Source organism: Microbacterium phyllosphaerae (assembly GCF_050628115.1).
In the GTDB taxonomy this organism is placed as follows: domain Bacteria; phylum Actinomycetota; class Actinomycetes; order Actinomycetales; family Microbacteriaceae; genus Microbacterium; species Microbacterium phyllosphaerae_A.
Genome location: NZ_CP192502.1, coordinates 1,044,277 through 1,062,902 on the forward strand (window position 1 = coordinate 1,044,277; position 18,626 = coordinate 1,062,902).

Here is an 18,626-nt window from a genome sequence, read left to right on the forward strand (position 1 = left end):
GCGTCGGCTCTCGTCTCAGACGGACGTGGGCGCCGGCTCGGATACCGCGGCGCGGCGTGCGATCAGCCAGATGCCGACTGCGGCGGCGAGGAAGATCCCCGCGAGCATCGCCCACCCCGCGAATCCGAACGTGATCGCGGTGGCGTTCACGACGATGGGCGACGCGAGCGCGCCCAGCGAGAAGCCCATTCCGAAGACGCCCTGGTAGGCGCCGGCGCGCACGGGATCGGCGAGCTCGAAGCTCAGGCCCCAGGCCCCCGCCTGCGACAGGATCTCGGCGAACGTGTGCGCGACCATGCCCACAATGAGGATGACGATCGCCGCCCAGGCGGGCAGACCAGCGGCGAGCGCGTAGACGAGGCACGCGGCGACCATGAGCCAGCCGGCGATCATCGTCACCCGACCCGCGATGCGGATGTCGTGCGTGCCTCGGGATGCGCGGACCTGGAAGAGCACGACCAGCGCGGTGTTGATGATCAGGAGAACGGCGAAGGTCGCTTCGGGGGCGTTCGTGTTCTCGGTGATCCACAGGGGCACCCCGAGCTCGGCGACGCCGAACTGCATGCCGAAGATGGCCGAGAGACCGCTCAGCAGCAGGTATCGGGGGTCGCGCCACGGCGAGCGGCGGTTCCAGTCCCTGCGCTCGGCGGACGCCGCCGCGGTGGCATGGGTGTCGATCGACCCGGTCTCGGTGTGCAGCACCTCGACCCTGGCGCGAGCCGGTGCGTCGACGGCGACGGTGAGGCGCAGCAGCGGAAGCGACCCGAGCGCGCAGATCACGCCGGCGCAGGCGATGACCGTGCGGTAGGCCTCCGGCGTTCCCAGGGCCAGAGCGATCGCGCCGATGCCGGAGCCCGCGGCGATCGCCAGGTTCGTCACGGTGCGGAGCACGGCTCTGGCGTGCACGCGCTTGTCGGGGGCGAAGCCGCGGGCGATGATCGCCGACCGCGCCGAGTGACCGAGCGTGTCGAAGAAGCCGGCGAGGCTCGCGAGGAGGAGGGCGGAGGCGAAGTCGTCGACGAAGGCATAGGCGGCGAGCAGAGCACCACCGATCAGCTCGAAGCCGAACGCGAGACGCCGTGCGCTCCACCGATCGGCGAGCCACCCGCCGAGGAACGACGCCACGACACCGCATCCGCTCGACACCGCGAGCACGATCGCGGCCTGCGCGGGTGAGAGACCGATGACCTGGGTGAAGAAGAGCACCGTGACGGCGAGGAAGACGCCGCGGCCGACGCGGGAGACCGAGGTGGCGGTGACCAGTGCCCGCAGCACCGGATCGCTCAGCCCGGCAGACAGGCGTGCGAAGAAGCTGGTCTTGGCTGGCCCCTCGCCCCGCTTCTCGATCTGGTCGGGATCAGGATCGGGCGAAGACACCCTTTCATCCTCGCACGATGCGCACACCCGCCCCCGCAGACACCGGCATGCGATGGGTTAGCGTTGACGGGTGGTCTCCAGCTATCTCGCCCCGAAGGGCACATCCGTCACGCTGCTCGAGTTCGAGCACGCCGGGGCGACCCTCATCGCGGAGACCTTCGGCGAAGGCGCGCACACGTTCCTCCTGCTGCACGGCATCGGCATGGGGCGCAGCGTCTACCTCGACGTCGTGCAGAGGCTGCGCGGCCGGGTCATCGCGCTCGACCTCCCCGGCTTCGGCGAGGCCCCCGAACCCGCCCGCACCTTCACCATGGAGCGTCACGCCGACCTCGTCGCCGCCTACCTTCGTCATGCCGGTGAAGGTCCGGTCGTCGTGATCGGCCACTCGATGGGCAGCCAGATCGCGGCAGAGCTCGCCGCTCGGCATCCGTCGCTCGTCGAGGGCGTCGTGCTCGCGGGCCCCACGGTGAACAAGGCAGCCCGCAACGTGGCCGCGCAGGCGAGCTATCTGCTGACCGACCTGGTCGGCGAGCGCCCGCTCGTGATCTGGCGCGGCGCCCGGGAGTACCTCCGCGGCGGTCCCCACCTGATCCGCAAGATCCGGGCGACCATCGTTCACCAGCCCGAGAAGGCGTTCGCGCGCATCGATCAGCCCGTTCTAGTGCTCCGTGGTGAGAGCGACCCACTGGCGCCGATGAGCTGGTGCCAGGAGATCATCGACGCGATCCCCGGCGCCGACCTGCAGGTGATCCCCGACCACGGTCATGGCACGCTGATCAGCGACTCCGAGCCGGCCGCGCGTCTGATCCAGGGCTTCGCCGACAAGCTCTGACCCCGGACTCTCTTCGCCGCACCGGCGGATGCCTCAGCGCACCGGTGGAGGTGTCGTCGGAAGAAGCAGAGCGTTTCGGCGCGACCGCGTGAGCAGGAGGGCGAATGCCCCGAGACCGCCCATGACCACGGCGATCATGATGCCGAACACGATCATGAACCCCGTGACAGGGCTCTGCTCCATCACGCCGCCGACCACCGCGACGATCACACCGATCACCGCGAGCGCGGCCACGCACCACCCGACGATCATCGAGGTGAGATAGCCGCGAGGCCCGGCGTGCCCTGGTCGAGCGCCGAACCTCGTTCCGATGTACCAGGTCCACCGGGAACCGGTCCACCAGCGGCTGATCTGCCTCGTCATCGGATACCACCCGGCATCCGGACCTTCGACCTCACCGGGCAGCGGCTGCACGACGGCATCGACGATCGGCGCCGACTGCGGAACGGGGAGCTTGCGCACGCCGCGCGAGTACGCGGCGCCGACGAACCAGATGACAGCCACCGACAGCAGCAGGAGGGGAAAGACGAAGTTGCCGGGATTCTGCGTGATCAGCGCGGCGGACAGCTGCAGCATCCCGAGCACGACGAACAGGATGCCGAGGACCACTCCCATGGCCGGCGGCTCGACCGCGAGCCAGTCGGGTCGGGGCTTGCCGGCGCGAACACGATACGGCGTCCACATCGCGCCGTCCCACCATCGGACATCCGACGTGCCCGGCACCGGATACCAGCCCATCGACGGCGTGGTCGGCTGCGCCGCACGCTCATGCGCGGTCCACTGCACGCCATCCCACCAGCGTTGAAGACCCGGCGTGCCCGCGTCATACCATCCCTGCGGTGCTGACATGCTCCCCCTCTTCGCCCCCTCAGCCCGCGCCGGGAGGCGTCTGCTTCGATTCGGCGAGCTCGTCGACGACCAGGCTGCGTTCGTCGGTCGTGCCGTTGCGATAGGCCTGCCGTCCCACGATATGCGCCGACAGCGGTGCGGTGGCGAACTGCATGAGCACGATGGGGGCGACCAGGGCGAGGCCGACGAGGATCCCTCCGACCGTGCGCAGCGACAGCGCGATCGCGAGACAGATGAGGATGAGGCCCAGCACCTGGGGTTTGGTGGCGGCGTGGAGCCTAGACGGCACGTCGCGGAAGCGCAGCAGGCCGACCGCGGCAGAGAGGCAGAGCAGCGCTCCGAGCAGGATCAGCACGAGAACGGCGACGTCGATGACGCCGTCGGGGATGGTGAGGCCGAACACGTTCATGGTGTCGTGTTGTCCCTTCTGGCGACGAACCGGGCGACCGAGATCGACCCGAAGACGCCGACCGCGGCGATGATCAGCAGCACGGGGATGTTGCGGGTGTGCCCATTGATCGCCATCTCGGCTCCGAGCACGCACATCACCTCGGTCAGCAGAACGTCGGAGGCGACGGCGCGGTCGAGGATCGACGGGCCCCGCACGATCCTGATGATCGTCAGGATGGCCGCGAGGCCGAAGACGACCATGATCGCCAACAGCAGGATGTTCATCGCGCACCGCCCTTCTTCGCTCCGCCGGCAGAACCGGCGGAACCGCCGGCCGAGGCGGCACGCGCCGCGCGCTCGTCCGCCTTGAGGGCACGGTACTGCTCGGGGGCGCCGAGCGCACGCACGACCCTGCGCTCCCAGCGGAGCACGCCCTCCCGCTGCTTCTCGACGTCGGCAAGGCTCCGCACGCCGATCACATGCAGGTACAGCACCTGACGGTCGCGATCGGCCTCGACGACGAGAGACCCCGGAACCAGCGACGACACGACCGACACATGGGTCATCATGAGGTCGTCGGCGTACTTCAGCGGCACGGCGATGATCGCCGCCCCCGGCTGGTGCCGGAAGTCGAAGACCTGCACCGTCACCGCGAGCGCTCCCCGCAGCACGGCGAACAGGAACTGCACGATCAGGAGCACGGCGTACCAGACATTGATGCGACCCGACAGCTCGACCGTCGGCAGCCGGAAGACGCGCGTCACGAACACCGCGACGACGAGCCCGGAGAGGAACGCGAGCACTGTGAACTGTGCCCACAGCAGCATCCACAGCACGACGAGCCACGCGAGGAACGGAAGCTGCACGCGGATGTCACGCCAGAAGTGACGGCCGGTCTCGGTGGGGCTCATCCCTCCACCTCGTCTTCCAGCTGGATGAGGCTCACCGGGTCGAGCAGCGCTTCACCGATGCGGTCGCACAGCGCGTAGAGGGGGCCCGCGAAGACCGTGAGCGCCACGGTGACCCCGACCATCCCGGCCGTCGCGACGGTCATGATCCTGGGGATGCGGCGACGCTCCTGCTGTTCGTCGGCCGCCGGGGCGTTGCCCAGGTACGAGATGCGTCCTTCGGTCTCGGCCGAATCCTCCTCCTCGCGCCAGAACGCGAGGTTCCAGGCACGCATCAGCGCGTAGAGGGTGAGGAGCGAGGTGACGATGCCACCGAGGATCAGCACGATCATCAGGGGGGTGCCGACCGATGCCGCCGCCTCGAAAAGCGCGAACTTGCCGATGAACCCGGAGAACGGCGGAAGCCCACCGAGGTTGATCGCGGGGATGAAGTAGAGCACGGCGATAACGGGCGCGACCTTGAGCAGTCCCTTCACCCTGAGGATCGACGTGCTGCCCGCTCGACGCTCGATGAGGCCGACGGCGAGGAACAGGGTGGTCTGCACGATGATGTGGTGGACGATGTAGTACACCGTCGCGCCGATCGCGGCCGGTGTCGCTATCGCGAGGCCGAAGATCATGTATCCGACATGGCTCACGAGCGTGAACGACAGGATTCGTTTGAGCTCCGCCTGCGCGACGGCGCCGAGCACTCCCACGATCATGGTCGCGAGCGCGATGATCAGCAGCAGGGTGTCGATGCTGTTGTCGGCGAACAGCTGCGTCTCGGTGCGGATCAGCGCATACACGCCGACCTTCGTCAGCAAGCCCGCGAAGACGGCGGTGACCGGAGCCGGAGCCGTCGGATACGAGTCGGGAAGCCAGAACGAGACGGGGAAGATGGCGGCCTTGATGCCGAACGCGATCACCAGCATGAGGTGCAGCACGAGCTGCGTCTCCTGCGGGAGCTCGGTCATCCGCTCGGCGATCTGCGCCATGTTCACGGTGCCGAGGGCTCCGTAGATCATCGCGATCGAGGCGAGGAACAGGATCGACGAGACCAGCGACACGACGATGTAGACGGCGCCGGTGCGGATGCGGGACTCGGTGCTGCCCAATGTGATCAGCACGTAGGACGCGACGAGCAGTATCTCGAACCCGACGTACAGGTTGAAGAGATCGCCCGCGATGAACGCGTTGAAGATTCCGGCGGCGAGGATCAGGTACGACGGGTTGAAGATCGAGATCGGGGTCTCGTCCGTGCCGTCTGCCGCACCCTGACCGATCGAGAAGAGGAGCACGGCGAGCAGCACGATGCTCGAGATGAGCACCAGGAGAGCGGCGAGCCGGTCGACGTAGAGCACGATGCCGAACGGCACCGGCCAGCCGCCGACCGAGACGGCGAGTGGAGCACCGGCGTCGACGACCACCAGCAGCACCGCGGCGATGATCGAGACGATCGCCAGGGTCGCGACCGTGACGAAGGCCTGCAGTCGCGGGTTGCGGCCGAAGATCAGAGTGACGGCGGCGCCGAGCAGCGGCAGCGCGACGAGCAGCGGGACGAGGGCGCTCATGGGCGGTCCTCCGCGTCGTCGCTTTCGGGCGGGGCCGATTCGCCATCGAGGACGGATGCTCCTGCACCGGCGTCCACGTCCGCCTTCTCATCCGCGGGCGCGCGACGAGGGGCGGTGGGGCGATCGGTCGGCGCGTCGTCGTGGATCGCGGGGTGGTCGCGCATGTGCAGCACGGTGATCGGTGCCGTCTGCACGCCCACGAAGTCGGTGGTGGCCTCGTCGTCGGCGGCGTCGGCCTCGTCGTCCATGAGATCCTCGTCGGCATCGGTGCGCTCGCGGAGCGCGATGTCGGCCTCGTCGTCCTCGACGGTGTCGGCCTGGCCCAGCTGCCAGGAGCGGTAGATGAGTGCCAGGAGGAATGCCGAGACGGCGAACGTGATCACGATGGCCGTGAGCGTCAGGGCCTGTGGAAGCGGATCGCTGAGCTCGCCCTCGGTGCCGAAGAAGGGCGCGTTGCCCGGAACACCCATCACGATGAGCAGCAGGATGTTCGTGGCGTTGCCGAGCAGGAGGAATCCGATCAGCACACGGGTCAGGCTGCGCTCGAGCATCGCGTAGACACCGCAGGCGAACAGTACGGCCATGATCACGATCAGGGTGAGGGAGACATCCATCAGAGGGTCACCCCCCGCTCGCGGAACTCCTGCGCCTGTCGGTCGACCTCTCCGCCGAGGCTGCGCAGCACGTCGAGCACGAGACCGATCACGACGAGATAGACGCCGATGTCGAAGATCGTCGAGGTCACGAACTCCATGTGGCCGATTCCCGGGATCTCCCACTCCCAGAACGTGCTGGTGAGCGGGGCCATGCCGAAGAACAACGGCACGACCGCGGTGCCGACGGCGAGGATGAGGCCGGTGCCGAGAAGTCGACCGGCGTCCGTGGGCGCGGCGGCGCCGAGCTCCCAGCGCCCGCCGGCGACGTACCGCATGACGAGCGCCATGCCGGCGACGAGCCCGCCGGCGAAGCCGCCGCCGGGGAGGTTGTGTCCCGAGAACAGCAGGAAGATCGACACGACGATGATCGTGTGGAACAGGATGCGGACGATCACCTCGAGGAGGATCGACCGATTCTCGGGCTTCATCTTCTGACCGCCGACGAGCCAGGCGCGAGGGCTGCTCTCGTTCTCGGAGGTCTGGAAGCGCACGCCCTCGGTCGTCTCCACGAGGGGGCGGCTGAGCGTGCGACGGCGGCGGGCCTTGGGCAGCGTCTTCGTGGCCGAGAGCATGTCGGCCCGGTGTGTGACGAACACCAGCGAGGCGACTCCGGTGGCGGCCAGCACGAGCACCGAGAGCTCGCCCATCGTGTCCCACCCGCGGAGGTCGACGAGCGCGACGTTGACGACGTTCTTGCCGTGGCCGATCTCGTACGCGAGTTTGGGGAAGGCTTCAGAGATCGGGTCGGAGACGCGCGACTGCGTCGCCACGATCGCGACGAGGGCCATGGTGAGGCCGACGCCGACACCGAGGAGCGCTCGAGGGATGCGACCGACGGATGCGTTGTGCTCACCCATCCGCGCCGGAAGGCGCCGGAGCACGAGGGCGAACGTGACCATGGTCACCGTCTCGACGAGGATCTGCGTGAGCGCCAGGTCGGGGGCGCCGCTCGTCGCGAACAGCACGACCATGCCGAGACCGGTGATCGAGACCAGCACGACACCCGTGTACCGCTTCTGCGCGCGGACGGCCATGACGGCTGCGGCCGCCATCATCGGCGCGACGACCAGCTGAGCCGGGGTGTGCCAGGCGGAGAGCTGGAACCGGTCGATGTCGCTCGCCAGCAGTGCCGTGATCTCGGCCGCCACGAACACGACGAAGATCGTGCCGACGTAGACGGGGAGGGACCCTCGTTGGGTCAGCGTCGTGCTGAGCACCGAGAGGCGGTCTATGCCGCGCATCACCAGGTAGTAGACGTCTGCAGCCGTGAAGCGGATGAGGCGTGCCCTGCGATCCCATCCGGTGCGCACGGTGAGGAGGAAGAGCCCCGCACCGAGAACGATCGAGAGGATCGATATGCCGAGCGCCGGCTCGAGCCCGTGCCAGAGCGCGAGGTGCCCTGGCCCCTCCGCCGCGACGCCCTCGGCATCGAGCCCGGGGGTCGCGGTGAGCGCGTACCCCTGCAGCGCGGTGTCGAGTGCGGGCGCGCCGATGCCGGCGGCGATCGTGATGCCGGCGAGGATGATCGGTGCCGAGAGGAAGCCGACGGGCGGGTCGGGCCAGGCGGTGTCCGGCAGGCGGTCGCCGACGGCGTCGCGCTTCTTCCAGAAGGCTCCCCAGAGGAAGCGGATGCCATATGCCGCAGTGAGAATAGATCCGAGGCTGACGCCGATGATCGCGACGAGACCCCACGGAGAACCGTGCATCGCGTCGTCGAGGAGCGCCGTGAGCGTGGATTCCTTCGCGACGAATCCGATGGTCGGCGCGATGCCGGCCATGGAGGCGACCGAGATGAATGCCGCGGTCGCCATGACCGGGGCCTGTCTGCCCACCCCGCTCAGCTCGTCGATGTCACGGGTCGACAGCTGACGGTCGATCACGCCGACGATCAGGAACAGCGCCGACTTGAACAGCGCGTGCCCGATCACGAGCGCGAGCCCCGCCAGGGCGCTCGCCTGCGTGCCGTAGCCGATCACGATCGAGAAGAACCCGAGCTGGCTCACGGTGCCGAACGCGAGGATGCGCTTGAGGTCGGTCTCGCGCAGCGCCTGGATGCCGCCGATGAGCATCGTCACGATTCCCAGCGAGATGATGATCGGCCGCCATGGACCGGTGAACGCGAAGATCGGTGCGAAGCGCGCGATCAGGTAGATACCCGCCTTCACCATGGCCGCCGCGTGCAGGTAGGCGCTCACCGGCGTGGGCGCCGCCATGGCTCCCGGCAGCCAGAAGTGGAACGGGAAGATCGCCGACTTGCTGATGGCTCCGATCAGGAGCATCACCACTGCGGCGTCGACGATCGGCCCGGTCGGGGCGAGCTCGAGGATCTCGCGGATGCTCGAGGTGCCGGCGTCGACCACGAGCAGCACGACGCCGACGAACATGACGAGTCCGCCGAGGGTGGTGACCAGGAGCGCCTGCAGGGCCGCACGTCGGCTGGCCGCACGGCGCCGGTAGTGCCCGATCAGGAGGTACGAGAGGATGCTCGTCACCTCCCAGAACATGACGAGCAGGACCAGGTCGTCGGTCAGGACGAGACCGTACATCGCGCCGGCGAACCCGAGCAGGACCGCCGCGAACTGACCGATCCCCGCCGAGTCGTCGTGGAAGTACCAGCGGCAGTAGAGCAGGACGAGAGCACCGACGCCCGTGACGATCAGGGTGAGCACCCAACCGAGCACGTCCATGTTCATCGACAGGTTGAGCCCGAGCTGCGGGATCCACTCGACCGACACGAACGGCGTCGGCCCGTCGAGCACCTGCGGGGTGAGGACGAGCGCGTGGACGAATGCCGCTGCGGGAATGAGAGCCGCGATGGCGAATGCCTGGGATCCCAGCCAGCGCACCAGCACGGGCATCACGATGGACCCGAGTAGGAACACGGCGAGGAGCGTCAGCATATACGCGGCTCCTCGAAGCTCGTCGGCCGGGGGTGCGGCGCAGGCGGGCGGGTGTCGCTACCTAGTTTACCTTGCGATTCCGGCATTCCGGGCCGCGGATGCCGCATCCGACTCACGTGAATGTCTGGTTTTCCCTGGTTTTCCGGGCAGTCTGCGCCATTCGAAACCCGTGATCAGGTCATTCGGATGCGTTCGCCGACTGCTGCGCGTCCTCGACGGTGGGATCCTGGTCGAAGTGGCGGATGCCGCGGCACCGTCGCGGTCCCCTTCCGCCCCCGGGAATGACGAGAGGCCTCTCCATGCGCATCGCCCTGCACTCCGAGATCCGCGACGGCGCGATCGACGGCTACCGCACGAACCACGCGCGCATCCCGGATGCTCTCGCGCAGTCGTTCGCTCGCATAGGCATCCACGACTGGACGATCTGGCGGTCGGGCCACCGACTGTTCCACCTCGTCGACTGCGACGACTGGGAGGCAGCGGTCGCGGCGCTGAAGGACGACCCGGCTGACCACGCCTGGCAGGCCGACATCGGCCGGTTCGTCGAGGTGTTCCGCGACGCGGACGGAGGCGAGGGCACGGCCCCACTCGAGCAGATCTGGGATCTCAGGGCTCAGGCCTCCTCCTGAACCTCGGCCGACCGGCTCACCGAACCGTTCGAATCGCGCAAATGGTCGTGAATCGAATCCGGATGCCGCCATTTGCGCGATTCGAACGTGCGCGGGCCGTGGCAGAGTAGCTCCGTGGCACGGGCATGGGTGCGGGAGCTGACGGGGTGGCTGGCCGCCACCGCCGTGTCGCTGATCGCCGCAGCGACGGTCGCATCGTCAGCCCGCGCGGATCTGCTGTTCCGCGACGGCGACTCGTTGATCGTCGCGATGTTCTCCCAGTCGCTGCTCGCGGGCGACGACCTCGACTGGGCCATGTCGAGCGTGCTGTTCGTGCCGGAGTCCGCGTCATTCACCGCGCTCGACGCAGCGCTGCCCCTCGGCGTGAACGATCTGCTCGCCGTGAGTGCGGTGTTGAACCTGCTCGCGCTCTACGGAGCCCTTCGCCTGGTCGCCGGACGCACTCGTGACGGCTGGGCCCCGGTGGGGTGGTCGCTCGTCGCCATCTCGGTGTTCGGCGTGCTCGCGGCGACCGAGACGTCGGCGTCGCGCGATTCCCTCGACCTCGGGTCACTGCAGCTGACCACGACGTACTACTCCGCGACGGTCGTCGCTGCCGTGCTCACCGTCGGCATCGTCCGTCGTCTTCTCGATCGGGAACGGCGCAGTGTTCCTCTTCTCTCGAGTCTCGTGGTCGTCACTCTCATCTCGACCTTCTCCAACCCGCTCTTCGCGCTCTGGACCGTGGTTCCCCTGGGCATCCTGCTCGTCGCCTATGCGCTCGACCCGGCGCAGCGCACTCGCGCACTGATCATGCTCGCTGTCGTCGCGGGAGGCACCGCGTTGGGCCTCCTGGCACGTATGCCGTGTGCGGCATGGATCGCGAACACGGGTGCCGGTTACGCTCAGCCCGCTCTCTGGCGCGAATCCCTCGACTACTACGGCCAGCTTCTCGGCGATCGCCTGCAGACTCCGCTCGGGGTGTTCGCGCTGCTGGTCTCCCTGGCTCTGATCGCGCTCGCTGTTCTCCGATCCGTTCGTGCGACCGATCCCGGGTCCCGTCTGGTCGCGACTCTGGCCTGGGCGATGCCGCTGGTGGTGGTCATCGGAGCGATCGCGCTCGGAACGCACGCGGCCCGCTACCTGCAGCCCGTCGCCTTCGCCCCCGTGCTCGCAGTGGTCGCGTGCCCTCGTGTGCTCCGTCTGCCCGCAGGCCTGCGGCGGACGGGCGCGGCGATCGCCGGTGTGCTGCTCCTGATCGGCGGTGGCCTGAGCATCCCTCGGCTCGCGGATGCCGCGCAGGCGCCAGACGCCGACCTCGCCTGCGTCACGGACTGGATCGATGAGTCGGGACGCACCGGTGCCGGACAGTTCTGGACCGTGCGGCTGCCGAAGCTGCACCTGGACGATCCCTCACAGCTGGTGCAGGTCGATCATCAGCTCAACGGCTACGCGTGGCTGGTGAATCGCACCGACTTCGAGGCCGGTGAGGTCTCGTTCCTCGTCGAAGACACCCAGACCGTGCCCTGGGATCTCCCTCGAACGATCACCCCCGACGAGGTCGTCGACTGCGGTCGCTACTCCATCCTCGACTTCGGCGCGGACACTCTTCCGCTCGGCCCGCAGCGCTCCTGATCGGAGGCCGCCGTGGCCGGATACCCGTGGATCAGCGCGACGGCCGCGCGGTGGTCGTGCCCTCGCGGAACCGACACGTGAGGTGCAGCGTGAGTCCGGGCTCGCCACGCAGCATCCGGGCGACCTGCTCGCCTGCCGCACGCCCCTTCTCGACAGCGGGCTGCACGCTGGTGGTGAGCACGAGATCGCCGAGGCCGTCGGCGGCGATGCCGTCGAATCCCGCCACCGACAGATCTTCGGGCACCCGCAGTCCGTGTTCCTCCGCCGCGCGGACGATCCCGACCGCGAGGAGGTCGCTCTGAGCCAGGATGGCCGTCGGCCGCGACTCGGCATCCGCCAGCAGGATGCGGCCGGCGAGAAGTCCCTCATCGATCAGGCTTCCGCCGGCCGAGATGGCCGGTGCGTCCGGGAAGATCTCGCGCATGCCGGCGAGGCGATCGATCGTGACGTCGACGGTCGCGGAGTCGATGCGCTCCTGCGTGACAGGCCCTCTCTCCCGTCCGGTGTCGAGGGGAAGCGTGACGAGGGCGACGTCGCGGTGCCCCAGGTCGCGCAGATGACGGGCGACGTCGGCGGCCGCTGCGGCGTTGTCGAGGGTGATCCTCGGGATCCCCTCCCCCGCATCGCCCTCGATCACGACGACCGGAAGACCACGGCTGCGCACGATGTCGAGCGAGGCCTTGGTGCGGCCGGAGCATCCGATCAGCACGACCGCGTCGACCGGTGCGTTCGAGAGCGACGATCCGTCGTCGCCGGGCTCGTCGCGCATGAGCAGGATGCCCGCGCTGAGGTCGGCCATCCCATCGGTGAGGCCGTCCATCATCGCGGTGGTCACCGGATCGAGGAAGGCCGCCCGCAGGTGGCCCTCGAGCACCACGGCGACGATGCCGCTGCGCCCGCGGCGCAGCGAGGCGGCGCGCGGGTCGGGTCCGGCATAGCCGAGTTCGGCCGCGACCGCGAGCACCCGCTCACGTGTGGCCGGTGCGACGTTCGCCTTGCCGCTGAAGACGACCGACGCGGTCGACGTCGCCACTCCCGCCGCGCGTGCGACGTCGGCGATCGTCGCGCGGCGCGTGGTCTCGTGACTCGTCATACTCCGAGGATAGCTCCCCCGGTTCCTCAGAATCGAATCGATTCGATATGCTGTCGATCATGGACACGGCTCTCTCCCGATCGCAGTACGTGCGCTGGCGCACGGCGATCTTCGCGATCTTCCTCGCCAGCGGTCTGTCGATCGCCACCTGGGCATCGCGTGTCCCCGACATCAAGCTCGCCCTCGAGGTCGACAAGGCGCAGGTCGGCATGCTGCTGCTCGGCGCGGGGATCGCGTCGATCATCGGAATCTCCACCAGCCCCGCGATCATGGCGCGCACCGGCGCGCGCCTCGGCATGATGGTGTCGATCTTCACCTTCGCCTCCGGTGTCGCACTGATCGGCATCGGCGCCAACGTGCTCGGCTCGTACGCCGTCGTGCTCATCGGCCTGGTGCTGTTCGGCCTCGGCAACGGGTGCGTCGACGTCATGATGAACGTCGAGGCCACGGCGATCGAGCAGCACTCGGGCAAGACGATCCTCCCGCTCTTCCACGCGTTCTTCAGCTTCGGCACGGTCATCGGTGCCGGCCTCGGAGCCCTCGCAGCACAGCTGCAGATCAACGTCTTCACGCACACCCTGGTCATCGCTGCGCTGATCGCAGCGATCGGCGTCGTCAGCATCGCCAGCGTCCCCCGACGCCAGGAGGCGCTCGATCCGAGCGAAGGAGACGGCGAGAAGCCGCACTGGCGCGAGCGGATGCATGTCGCGCTGTCGGCCTGGCGTGAACCGCGCACGTACGCGATCGGCGTGGTGATGCTCGGCATGTCCTTCGCCGAGGGCGGCGCCAACGACTGGCTCGCGCTCGGAGTCGCCGAGGACCACGGTGGCGGAACAGCTCTCGGCGCTGCCGCCCTCGCCACCTTCTCGGTCGCGATGACCGTCGTCCGCGTGTTCGGAGGGCCCCTCGTGGACCGTTTCGGCCGCGTGGCGGTGCTGCGCATCCTGGCAGTGGCGGCGGCGTCCGGCATCCTGCTGTTCATCCTCGCCCCGAGCCTCCCGCTGGTCTTCGCGGGTGCGGCACTGTGGGGCATCGGCGCATCGCTCGGTTTCCCTCTCGGCATGTCCGCGGCGGCGGACGACCCCGCCAAGGCGGCCGCACGCGTGAGCGCTGCGGCGACGATCGGCTACATCTCGTTCCTGGGCGGCCCTCCGGTGCTCGGCTTCATCAGCGAGCACATCGGCCTGCTGAACACCCTGTTCATCCTGGTCGGCCTCGTCGTGCTCTCGGGTCTGTTCTCGGGTGCCGCCCGCCCGCTGCGCCAAGACGAGATGTCGACGCCGCCCGTCTCGGTGAAGTCAGCCTCGTAGCTCAACGCGAGATTAGGAGACGCGGCGCCGGGCCTTCGAGTCGGGCGATGGCGATCTTCACCTCTCCGAGCTCGGACCTCAACCCCTTCACCTCACCCTCCAGCCGATCGAATCGCGCGTCGACACGATCGAACTCAACGCCCACCTTCTCGAACCGCGCGTCCATCCGCTGCTCGAACTTCTCGAACCGCGCGTCCATCCGCTGCTCGAACCTCTCGAACCGCGCGTCCGTGCGCGTGATCATCCACCCGAAGCCTGCGGCAAGCCCCAGCAGTGTGGTCGCGACGGTCACGATCATGGTCACCAGCTCTATCGACACCGTCATCTCCTCATCCTTGACCTGTCCGTCCAGAATGTCGGGATCCAGTCCGATGGATTCGACGCGGGACTCGATCCGCCGCACATGTGGAAACTCCGGCGCTGATGCTCATGTCCGCAGAAGGAGTCCGCCCGACGAAGTAGGCTCGACGGGTGCGTCTCGTCATCGCCCGCTGCTCCGTGGATTACACCGGGCGGCTCAATGCTCATCTCCCGCTCGCCACACGTCTGCTCGTGCACAAGGGCGACGGGAGTCTGCTCGTGCACTCCGACGGCGGCAGCTACAAGCCGCTGAACTGGATGAGCCCGCCGTGCTCGCTCGCGTCCGAGGAGCCCGGTGAAGAGGAGTCGATCGCGGGGGTCACCGAGGTCTGGCGCGTCACGCACAAGAAGACCGGCGATGCGCTGCGGGTGCAGATCTACGAGATCCTGCACGACACCAATCACGACCTCGGCATCGACCCCGGCCTGCAGAAGGACGGCGTCGAAGCCGACCTGCAGCGGCTTCTCGCCGAACAGGTCGAGCGCATCTCCGACGGCGCGACGCTGGTGCGCCGCGAGTACCCGACGGCGATCGGCCCGGTCGACCTCCTCGTGCGGGATGCCGACGGCGCGGCCATCGCGGTCGAGATCAAGCGCCGTGGCGACATCGACGGCGTCGAGCAGCTCACCCGCTACCTCGAGCTGCTGGGTCGCGACCCGCATCTCGCCCCGGTGCAGGGCGTGTTCGCCGCGCAGGAGATCAAGCCGCAGGCACGTGTGCTCGCCGAGGATCGCGGCATCCGCTGCCTCGTGCTCGACTACGACGACATGAAGGGCATCGAGTCCGGCATCCCCCGCCTCTTCTGAGGCGAGCTGCACAGATGTTCATCGCGGTCAGTCGCACCGTGCACTGCCCATAGGCTGGAAAGCATGGCTACTTCCCCCTACTCCTGCGTGCTCTGGGACGTCGACGGCACGATCGCCGACGCATCGGTCGGCATCCTCCGCCGTCTGAACGTCGCCCTCACGCACTTCGGTCACCCTGCTCCCACGCGCGAGCAGCTGGTGCACTGGATCGGTCCGCCGATGTTCCAGTCGTTCCAGGCGCAGGCAGCGATGAGCCCTGAGCAGGCGACCGAGGCGGTGGCGTTCTACCGGACACTCGGCAAGGCCGACGGCTATACGACCGATGTCGCGACCTACCCCGGAGTGCCCGAGATCATCCGCGATCTGCACACCGCCGGGGTGCCCCAGGCGACCGCGAGCTCGAAGCCCGAGATCCAGGTCGACGCCATCGTCGACTTCTTCCAGCTCCGTCCGTACTTCCTCACGACCGTCGGTGCGACTCCCGACGAGTCGACGCTCGCATCGAAGACTGACATCGTGGCCGAGGCCCTGCGCCGTCTCGCCGAGCGCGGTGCGGACGTGTCGCGACCGGTGCTCATCGGCGACCGTCACCACGACGTCGAGGGCGGCAACGCGAACGGCCTGCCGGTGATCTTCGTCGAATGGGGCTTCAGCGACACGCACGAAGGAGACGAGGCAGCGTTCCGCGCCGCATCCGCCGACGAACTGCGCGCATTGCTTCTCAGCTGACCGTCGGCCGGCGGGCCCGCCCCTCGGGAGGAGAATCGCGGCGTCACCACCGAGGCCGGCCCCCGGAAAGCACAGAACTCCCTGCCGGAGGTCGCAACGAGTGCGGGCCCCCGGTCAGGGAGTTCTATTGACGTCCGCTCTCAGAGCGGACGGATGTTCTCAGCCTGCAGGCCCTTGGGGCCCTGCGCCACGTCGAACTCGACTCGCTGGTTCTCTTCAAGAGAGCGGTAGCCGGATGACTCGATGGCGGAGTAGTGCGCGAAAACGTCAGCGCCGCCGTCGTCGGGGGAGATGAAGCCGAAGCCCTTCTCCGAGTTGAACCACTTAACCGTGCCCTGGGTGCTCATGTACTGCCTGTTCTGCTGGAAAGAAGCCGACGCAGGATGCCCCGACGTGCTCCACGCTAGTGGAGCACGCGCTGAGCGGAAGTCCCGAGGTCAGCCCGTAACCCAAATGTTGCATGAGCGGTAACCGTCGGTCACACACGGGGCACGCGTCTCTGCATCGAGAGGGGCCCGAAAAAATGGTGTGGCCCTCACCGCGGGGGGAGCGATGAGGGCCGAAGACGACCGGAGGGTGCGTCAGATTCCAGCCTAACCCCTCCGGCACCCATTTGTCCCCCATATGGGGGACAAATCGGAAAAAAGTCGAAAGACGGGCGATCAGCGGCCCTCTCGAGCAGCCCGTTGGGGACGGAACCGCTCGAGAGGGCCCAATCGCGTGCACGGATCGCCTTGCCTCTGGGGAAGGCAGCCCGTCATCTGGGGTGGACGGAGACGATCAATCCCCTGTGCACGCACCTTCACACTAGGGGAGCCTGCTCCGTGACGCCATGGGGTTGACCGCGGGCGATATCGGTGAAGGCACCTCGGCACCATCGCATGCAGACTCCGCGAGTACCCTGAGTCGGTGACCATGCTGAACAAAGACATGACGCTGTGCATCTCGCTGTCCGCGCGTCCGAGCAACAACGGAACCCGCTTCCACAACTTCCTCTACGAGGAGCTCGGGCTGAACTGGATCTACAAAGCTTTCGCACCGACCGACCTCGGCCAGGCGATCGCCGGCGTGCGCGGTCTCGGCATCCGAGGATGCGCGGTCTCGATGCCCTACAAAGAGGACGTCATCGCACTCGTCGACCGCATGGACCCGTCGGCGACGGCGATCGACTCGGTCAACACGATCGTGAACGACGACGGCGTGCTCACGGCCTATAACACCGACTACAGCGCCATCGCCCAGCTGATCGAGCGGAACACGCTCGATCCGTCGTCATCCGTGCTCCTGCGCGGTTCCGGAGGCATGGCGAAGGCCACAGCCGCCGCCTTCCGCGACGCCGGGTTCTCGCGGGTCACGATCGCGGCGCGCAACGAAGAGCGCGGTCGCGGGCTCGCCGACCTCTACGGGTTCGACTGGACGGCGGATGCAGAGGCCGTCACCGCCGACGTGATCGTCAACATCACCCCGATCGGCATGGCCGGCGGCGCAGACGAGCACACCGTGTCGTTCGCGGACGCGCAGATCGCGGCGGCATCCGTCGTGTTCGACGTCGTGGCGCTTCCGGCCGAGACCCCGCTCATCGCGGCGGGGCGCGCGGCTGACAAGACCGTCATCACGGGAGCCGAGGTCGCGACCCTGCAGGCGCTCGAGCAGTTCGTGCTCTACACCGGCATCCGCCCGACACCCGAGCAGGTCGCCGCCGCCGAGGAGTTCGTGCGGGCGCAGTAGGCACCGCGCCCGCATGACCCCATCCCGTCAGTGGCCGCTCGGCTCAGCCGTTGAACTCGGCCGGGTGCGGTCCGGTACGACCGTCACGCTCGAGGGCGTCGATCGTCGCGAGCTCCTCCGCGTCGAGCACGAAGTCGAACACATCGAGGTTCTGCGCGATGCGCGCCGGCGTCACCGACTTCGGGATCACGATGCGCCCCTGCTGCAGATGCCAGCGCAGCACCACCTGTGCGGGAGTCTTGCCGTGACGGTCGGCGATATCGACCACGGAGGCGTCACCGAGCACGGCGCCCTGCGCGAGCGGGCTCCAGGCCTCGGTCACGATGCCCCGGTCGGTGTTCGCCGCGGCGACGGCGCGGTTCTGCAGCGCCGGGTGCAGCTCGACCTGGTTCACGGCGGGCACGATTCCGCCGTCGGAGGCGATCCGCTCAAGGTGCTGCGGCTCGAAGTTCGACACCCCGATCGCGCGCACGCGCCCGTCGGCGTAGAGCTTCTCGAGAGCCCGCCACGTCTCGGCGTACGTTCCGAGCGCGGGCGTGGGCCAATGGATCAGGTACAGGTCGAGGTGGTCGAGGCCGAGGCGGTCGAGCGACTCGTCATACGCGCGGAGTGCGGCGTCGTAGCCGTGGTCGGCGATCCAGACCTTGGAGGTCACGAAGAGATCGCTCCGGTCGATGCCCGATTCGCCGAGCGCGCGGCCGACGCCCGCCTCGTTGCCGTAGATCGCCGCGGTGTCGATGCTGCGGTATCCGGATTCGAGGGCCGCGGCGACGGCGGCCGTCGTCTCGGCATCCGGCACCTGGAACACGCCGTAGCCGAGCTGCGGCATCTCGATGCCGTTGTTCAGGGTGACGGTGGGGATGGTGTGAGTGCTCACTGCTGTGTCCTTCT

At 68.2% G+C, this 18,626-nt stretch carries 19 protein-coding genes; 7 read left to right on the plus strand and 12 right to left on the minus strand.

The window, feature by feature from the left end; translation table 11 throughout:
* Window positions 1-15: 15 nt before the first annotated feature.
* On the minus strand, window positions 16-1,377 hold the full coding sequence (locus ACQ4LY_RS04725; protein WP_431074877.1) for an MFS transporter: 1,362 nt from the start codon (window positions 1,375-1,377) through the stop codon (window positions 16-18).
* A 70-nt stretch (window positions 1,378-1,447) separates the two neighbouring features.
* On the opposite strand from ACQ4LY_RS04725, the gene ACQ4LY_RS04730 reads away from it, so the two are divergent.
* Window positions 1,448-2,209, plus strand: a complete 762-nt coding sequence (locus ACQ4LY_RS04730) for an alpha/beta fold hydrolase (RefSeq protein WP_431074878.1) — start codon at window positions 1,448-1,450, stop codon at window positions 2,207-2,209.
* A 33-nt stretch (window positions 2,210-2,242) separates the two neighbouring features.
* On the opposite strand, the gene ACQ4LY_RS04735 is transcribed toward ACQ4LY_RS04730, so the two are convergent.
* From ACQ4LY_RS04735 to ACQ4LY_RS04765, 7 genes are read right to left on the minus strand one after another with little or no spacing between them, the layout of a single operon-like run.
* On the minus strand, window positions 2,243-3,058 hold the full coding sequence (locus ACQ4LY_RS04735) for a DUF2510 domain-containing protein (RefSeq protein WP_431074879.1): 816 nt from the start codon (window positions 3,056-3,058) through the stop codon (window positions 2,243-2,245).
* Window positions 3,059-3,077: 19 nt separating this feature from the next.
* Complete coding sequence (gene mnhG / locus ACQ4LY_RS04740; protein WP_431074881.1) at window positions 3,078-3,467, minus strand: monovalent cation/H(+) antiporter subunit G; 390 nt, start codon at window positions 3,465-3,467, stop codon at window positions 3,078-3,080.
* On the minus strand, window positions 3,464-3,733 hold the full coding sequence (locus tag ACQ4LY_RS04745; protein WP_056310811.1) for a monovalent cation/H+ antiporter complex subunit F: 270 nt from the start codon (window positions 3,731-3,733) through the stop codon (window positions 3,464-3,466). The genes mnhG and ACQ4LY_RS04745 overlap by 4 nt, the downstream gene beginning before the upstream one ends.
* Window positions 3,730-4,359: a Na+/H+ antiporter subunit E gene (locus tag ACQ4LY_RS04750; RefSeq protein ID WP_431074882.1), complete on the minus strand. Its 630-nt coding sequence runs from the start codon at window positions 4,357-4,359 to the stop codon at window positions 3,730-3,732. Before ACQ4LY_RS04750 ends, ACQ4LY_RS04745 begins: the two co-directional genes overlap by 4 nt.
* The gene (locus ACQ4LY_RS04755) at window positions 4,356-5,909 is read right to left on the minus strand and encodes a Na+/H+ antiporter subunit D (protein ID WP_431074883.1); all 1,554 of its coding nucleotides are present in this window, start codon (window positions 5,907-5,909) and stop codon (window positions 4,356-4,358) included. The genes ACQ4LY_RS04750 and ACQ4LY_RS04755 overlap by 4 nt, the downstream gene beginning before the upstream one ends.
* Complete coding sequence (locus tag ACQ4LY_RS04760; RefSeq protein WP_431074884.1) at window positions 5,906-6,523, minus strand: Na(+)/H(+) antiporter subunit C; 618 nt, start codon at window positions 6,521-6,523, stop codon at window positions 5,906-5,908. Before ACQ4LY_RS04760 ends, ACQ4LY_RS04755 begins: the two co-directional genes overlap by 4 nt.
* Complete coding sequence (locus tag ACQ4LY_RS04765) at window positions 6,523-9,465, minus strand: Na+/H+ antiporter subunit A (protein ID WP_431074885.1); 2,943 nt, start codon at window positions 9,463-9,465, stop codon at window positions 6,523-6,525. The genes ACQ4LY_RS04760 and ACQ4LY_RS04765 overlap by 1 nt, the downstream gene beginning before the upstream one ends.
* 299 nt (window positions 9,466-9,764) lie before the next feature.
* On the opposite strand from ACQ4LY_RS04765, the gene ACQ4LY_RS04770 reads away from it, so the two are divergent.
* Both ACQ4LY_RS04770 and ACQ4LY_RS04775 read left to right on the plus strand, forming a co-directional pair.
* Window positions 9,765-10,094 carry an L-rhamnose mutarotase gene (locus ACQ4LY_RS04770; RefSeq protein WP_431074886.1) on the plus strand — a complete coding sequence of 110 codons (330 nt, stop codon included), beginning with the start codon at window positions 9,765-9,767 and terminating at the stop codon, window positions 10,092-10,094.
* 114 nt (window positions 10,095-10,208) lie between these two features.
* Window positions 10,209-11,708: a hypothetical protein gene (locus ACQ4LY_RS04775; protein ID WP_431074887.1), complete on the plus strand. Its 1,500-nt coding sequence runs from the start codon at window positions 10,209-10,211 to the stop codon at window positions 11,706-11,708.
* A gap of 31 nt (window positions 11,709-11,739) precedes the next feature.
* Here ACQ4LY_RS04775 and ACQ4LY_RS04780 read toward each other — a convergent pair whose 3' ends face one another.
* Complete coding sequence (locus tag ACQ4LY_RS04780; protein ID WP_431074888.1) at window positions 11,740-12,801, minus strand: LacI family DNA-binding transcriptional regulator; 1,062 nt, start codon at window positions 12,799-12,801, stop codon at window positions 11,740-11,742.
* Between the two features lie 59 nt (window positions 12,802-12,860).
* Between ACQ4LY_RS04780 and ACQ4LY_RS04785 the strand changes: the two genes are divergently transcribed.
* On the plus strand, window positions 12,861-14,111 hold the full coding sequence (locus ACQ4LY_RS04785; protein ID WP_431074889.1) for an MFS transporter: 1,251 nt from the start codon (window positions 12,861-12,863) through the stop codon (window positions 14,109-14,111).
* A 1-nt stretch (window position 14,112) separates the two neighbouring features.
* Here ACQ4LY_RS04785 and ACQ4LY_RS04790 read toward each other — a convergent pair whose 3' ends face one another.
* Complete coding sequence (locus ACQ4LY_RS04790; protein ID WP_431074890.1) at window positions 14,113-14,436, minus strand: response regulator; 324 nt, start codon at window positions 14,434-14,436, stop codon at window positions 14,113-14,115.
* A gap of 146 nt (window positions 14,437-14,582) precedes the next feature.
* Between ACQ4LY_RS04790 and nucS the strand changes: the two genes are divergently transcribed.
* Both nucS and ACQ4LY_RS04800 read left to right on the plus strand, forming a co-directional pair.
* Window positions 14,583-15,278 (plus strand): endonuclease NucS, encoded by a 696-nt coding sequence (gene nucS / locus ACQ4LY_RS04795; RefSeq protein ID WP_431074891.1) that lies wholly within the window; start codon window positions 14,583-14,585, stop codon window positions 15,276-15,278.
* A 63-nt stretch (window positions 15,279-15,341) separates the two neighbouring features.
* Window positions 15,342-16,007 (plus strand): HAD hydrolase-like protein, encoded by a 666-nt coding sequence (locus tag ACQ4LY_RS04800; RefSeq protein ID WP_431074892.1) that lies wholly within the window; start codon window positions 15,342-15,344, stop codon window positions 16,005-16,007.
* A gap of 140 nt (window positions 16,008-16,147) precedes the next feature.
* Here the strand turns inward: ACQ4LY_RS04800 and ACQ4LY_RS04805 are convergent, their stop codons facing one another.
* Entirely contained in the window at window positions 16,148-16,354 is a 207-nt protein-coding gene (locus ACQ4LY_RS04805; protein WP_042540947.1) for a cold-shock protein, read from the minus strand.
* Between the two features lie 583 nt (window positions 16,355-16,937).
* Between ACQ4LY_RS04805 and ACQ4LY_RS04810 the strand changes: the two genes are divergently transcribed.
* Window positions 16,938-17,735 carry a shikimate 5-dehydrogenase gene (locus tag ACQ4LY_RS04810; protein WP_431075747.1) on the plus strand — a complete coding sequence of 266 codons (798 nt, stop codon included), beginning with the start codon at window positions 16,938-16,940 and terminating at the stop codon, window positions 17,733-17,735.
* Between the two features lie 43 nt (window positions 17,736-17,778).
* Here ACQ4LY_RS04810 and ACQ4LY_RS04815 read toward each other — a convergent pair whose 3' ends face one another.
* Window positions 17,779-18,564 (minus strand): aldo/keto reductase, encoded by a 786-nt coding sequence (locus ACQ4LY_RS04815; RefSeq protein ID WP_431075748.1) that lies wholly within the window; start codon window positions 18,562-18,564, stop codon window positions 17,779-17,781.
* Window positions 18,565-18,626: the final 62 nt, after the last annotated feature.

Bases quoted from the DNA above. Each gene is read 5' to 3' on its own strand.
- ACQ4LY_RS04815 (WP_431075748.1), bottom strand. From the start codon at position 18,564: ATGCCGCAGCTCGGCTACGGCGTGTTCCAGGTGCCGGATGCCGAGACG.
- ACQ4LY_RS04755 (WP_431074883.1), bottom strand. From the start codon at position 5,909: ATGAGCGCCCTCGTCCCGCTGCTCGTCGCGCTGCCGCTGCTCGGCGCC.
- ACQ4LY_RS04800 (WP_431074892.1), top strand. From the start codon at position 15,342: ATGGCTACTTCCCCCTACTCCTGCGTGCTCTGGGACGTCGACGGCACG.
- ACQ4LY_RS04765 (WP_431074885.1), bottom strand. From the start codon at position 9,465: ATGCTGACGCTCCTCGCCGTGTTCCTACTCGGGTCCATCGTGATGCCC.
- ACQ4LY_RS04750 (WP_431074882.1), bottom strand. From the start codon at position 4,359: ATGAGCCCCACCGAGACCGGCCGTCACTTCTGGCGTGACATCCGCGTG.
- ACQ4LY_RS04810 (WP_431075747.1), top strand. From the start codon at position 16,938: ATGACGCTGTGCATCTCGCTGTCCGCGCGTCCGAGCAACAACGGAACC.
- ACQ4LY_RS04805 (WP_042540947.1), bottom strand. From the start codon at position 16,354: ATGAGCACCCAGGGCACGGTTAAGTGGTTCAACTCGGAGAAGGGCTTC.
- ACQ4LY_RS04780 (WP_431074888.1), bottom strand. From the start codon at position 12,801: ATGACGAGTCACGAGACCACGCGCCGCGCGACGATCGCCGACGTCGCA.
- ACQ4LY_RS04770 (WP_431074886.1), top strand. From the start codon at position 9,765: ATGCGCATCGCCCTGCACTCCGAGATCCGCGACGGCGCGATCGACGGC.
- ACQ4LY_RS04760 (WP_431074884.1), bottom strand. From the start codon at position 6,523: ATGGATGTCTCCCTCACCCTGATCGTGATCATGGCCGTACTGTTCGCC.
- ACQ4LY_RS04735 (WP_431074879.1), bottom strand. From the start codon at position 3,058: ATGTCAGCACCGCAGGGATGGTATGACGCGGGCACGCCGGGTCTTCAA.
- ACQ4LY_RS04745 (WP_056310811.1), bottom strand. From the start codon at position 3,733: ATGAACATCCTGCTGTTGGCGATCATGGTCGTCTTCGGCCTCGCGGCC.
- mnhG (WP_431074881.1), bottom strand. From the start codon at position 3,467: ATGAACGTGTTCGGCCTCACCATCCCCGACGGCGTCATCGACGTCGCC.
- ACQ4LY_RS04785 (WP_431074889.1), top strand. From the start codon at position 12,861: ATGGACACGGCTCTCTCCCGATCGCAGTACGTGCGCTGGCGCACGGCG.
- ACQ4LY_RS04790 (WP_431074890.1), bottom strand. From the start codon at position 14,436: ATGACGGTGTCGATAGAGCTGGTGACCATGATCGTGACCGTCGCGACC.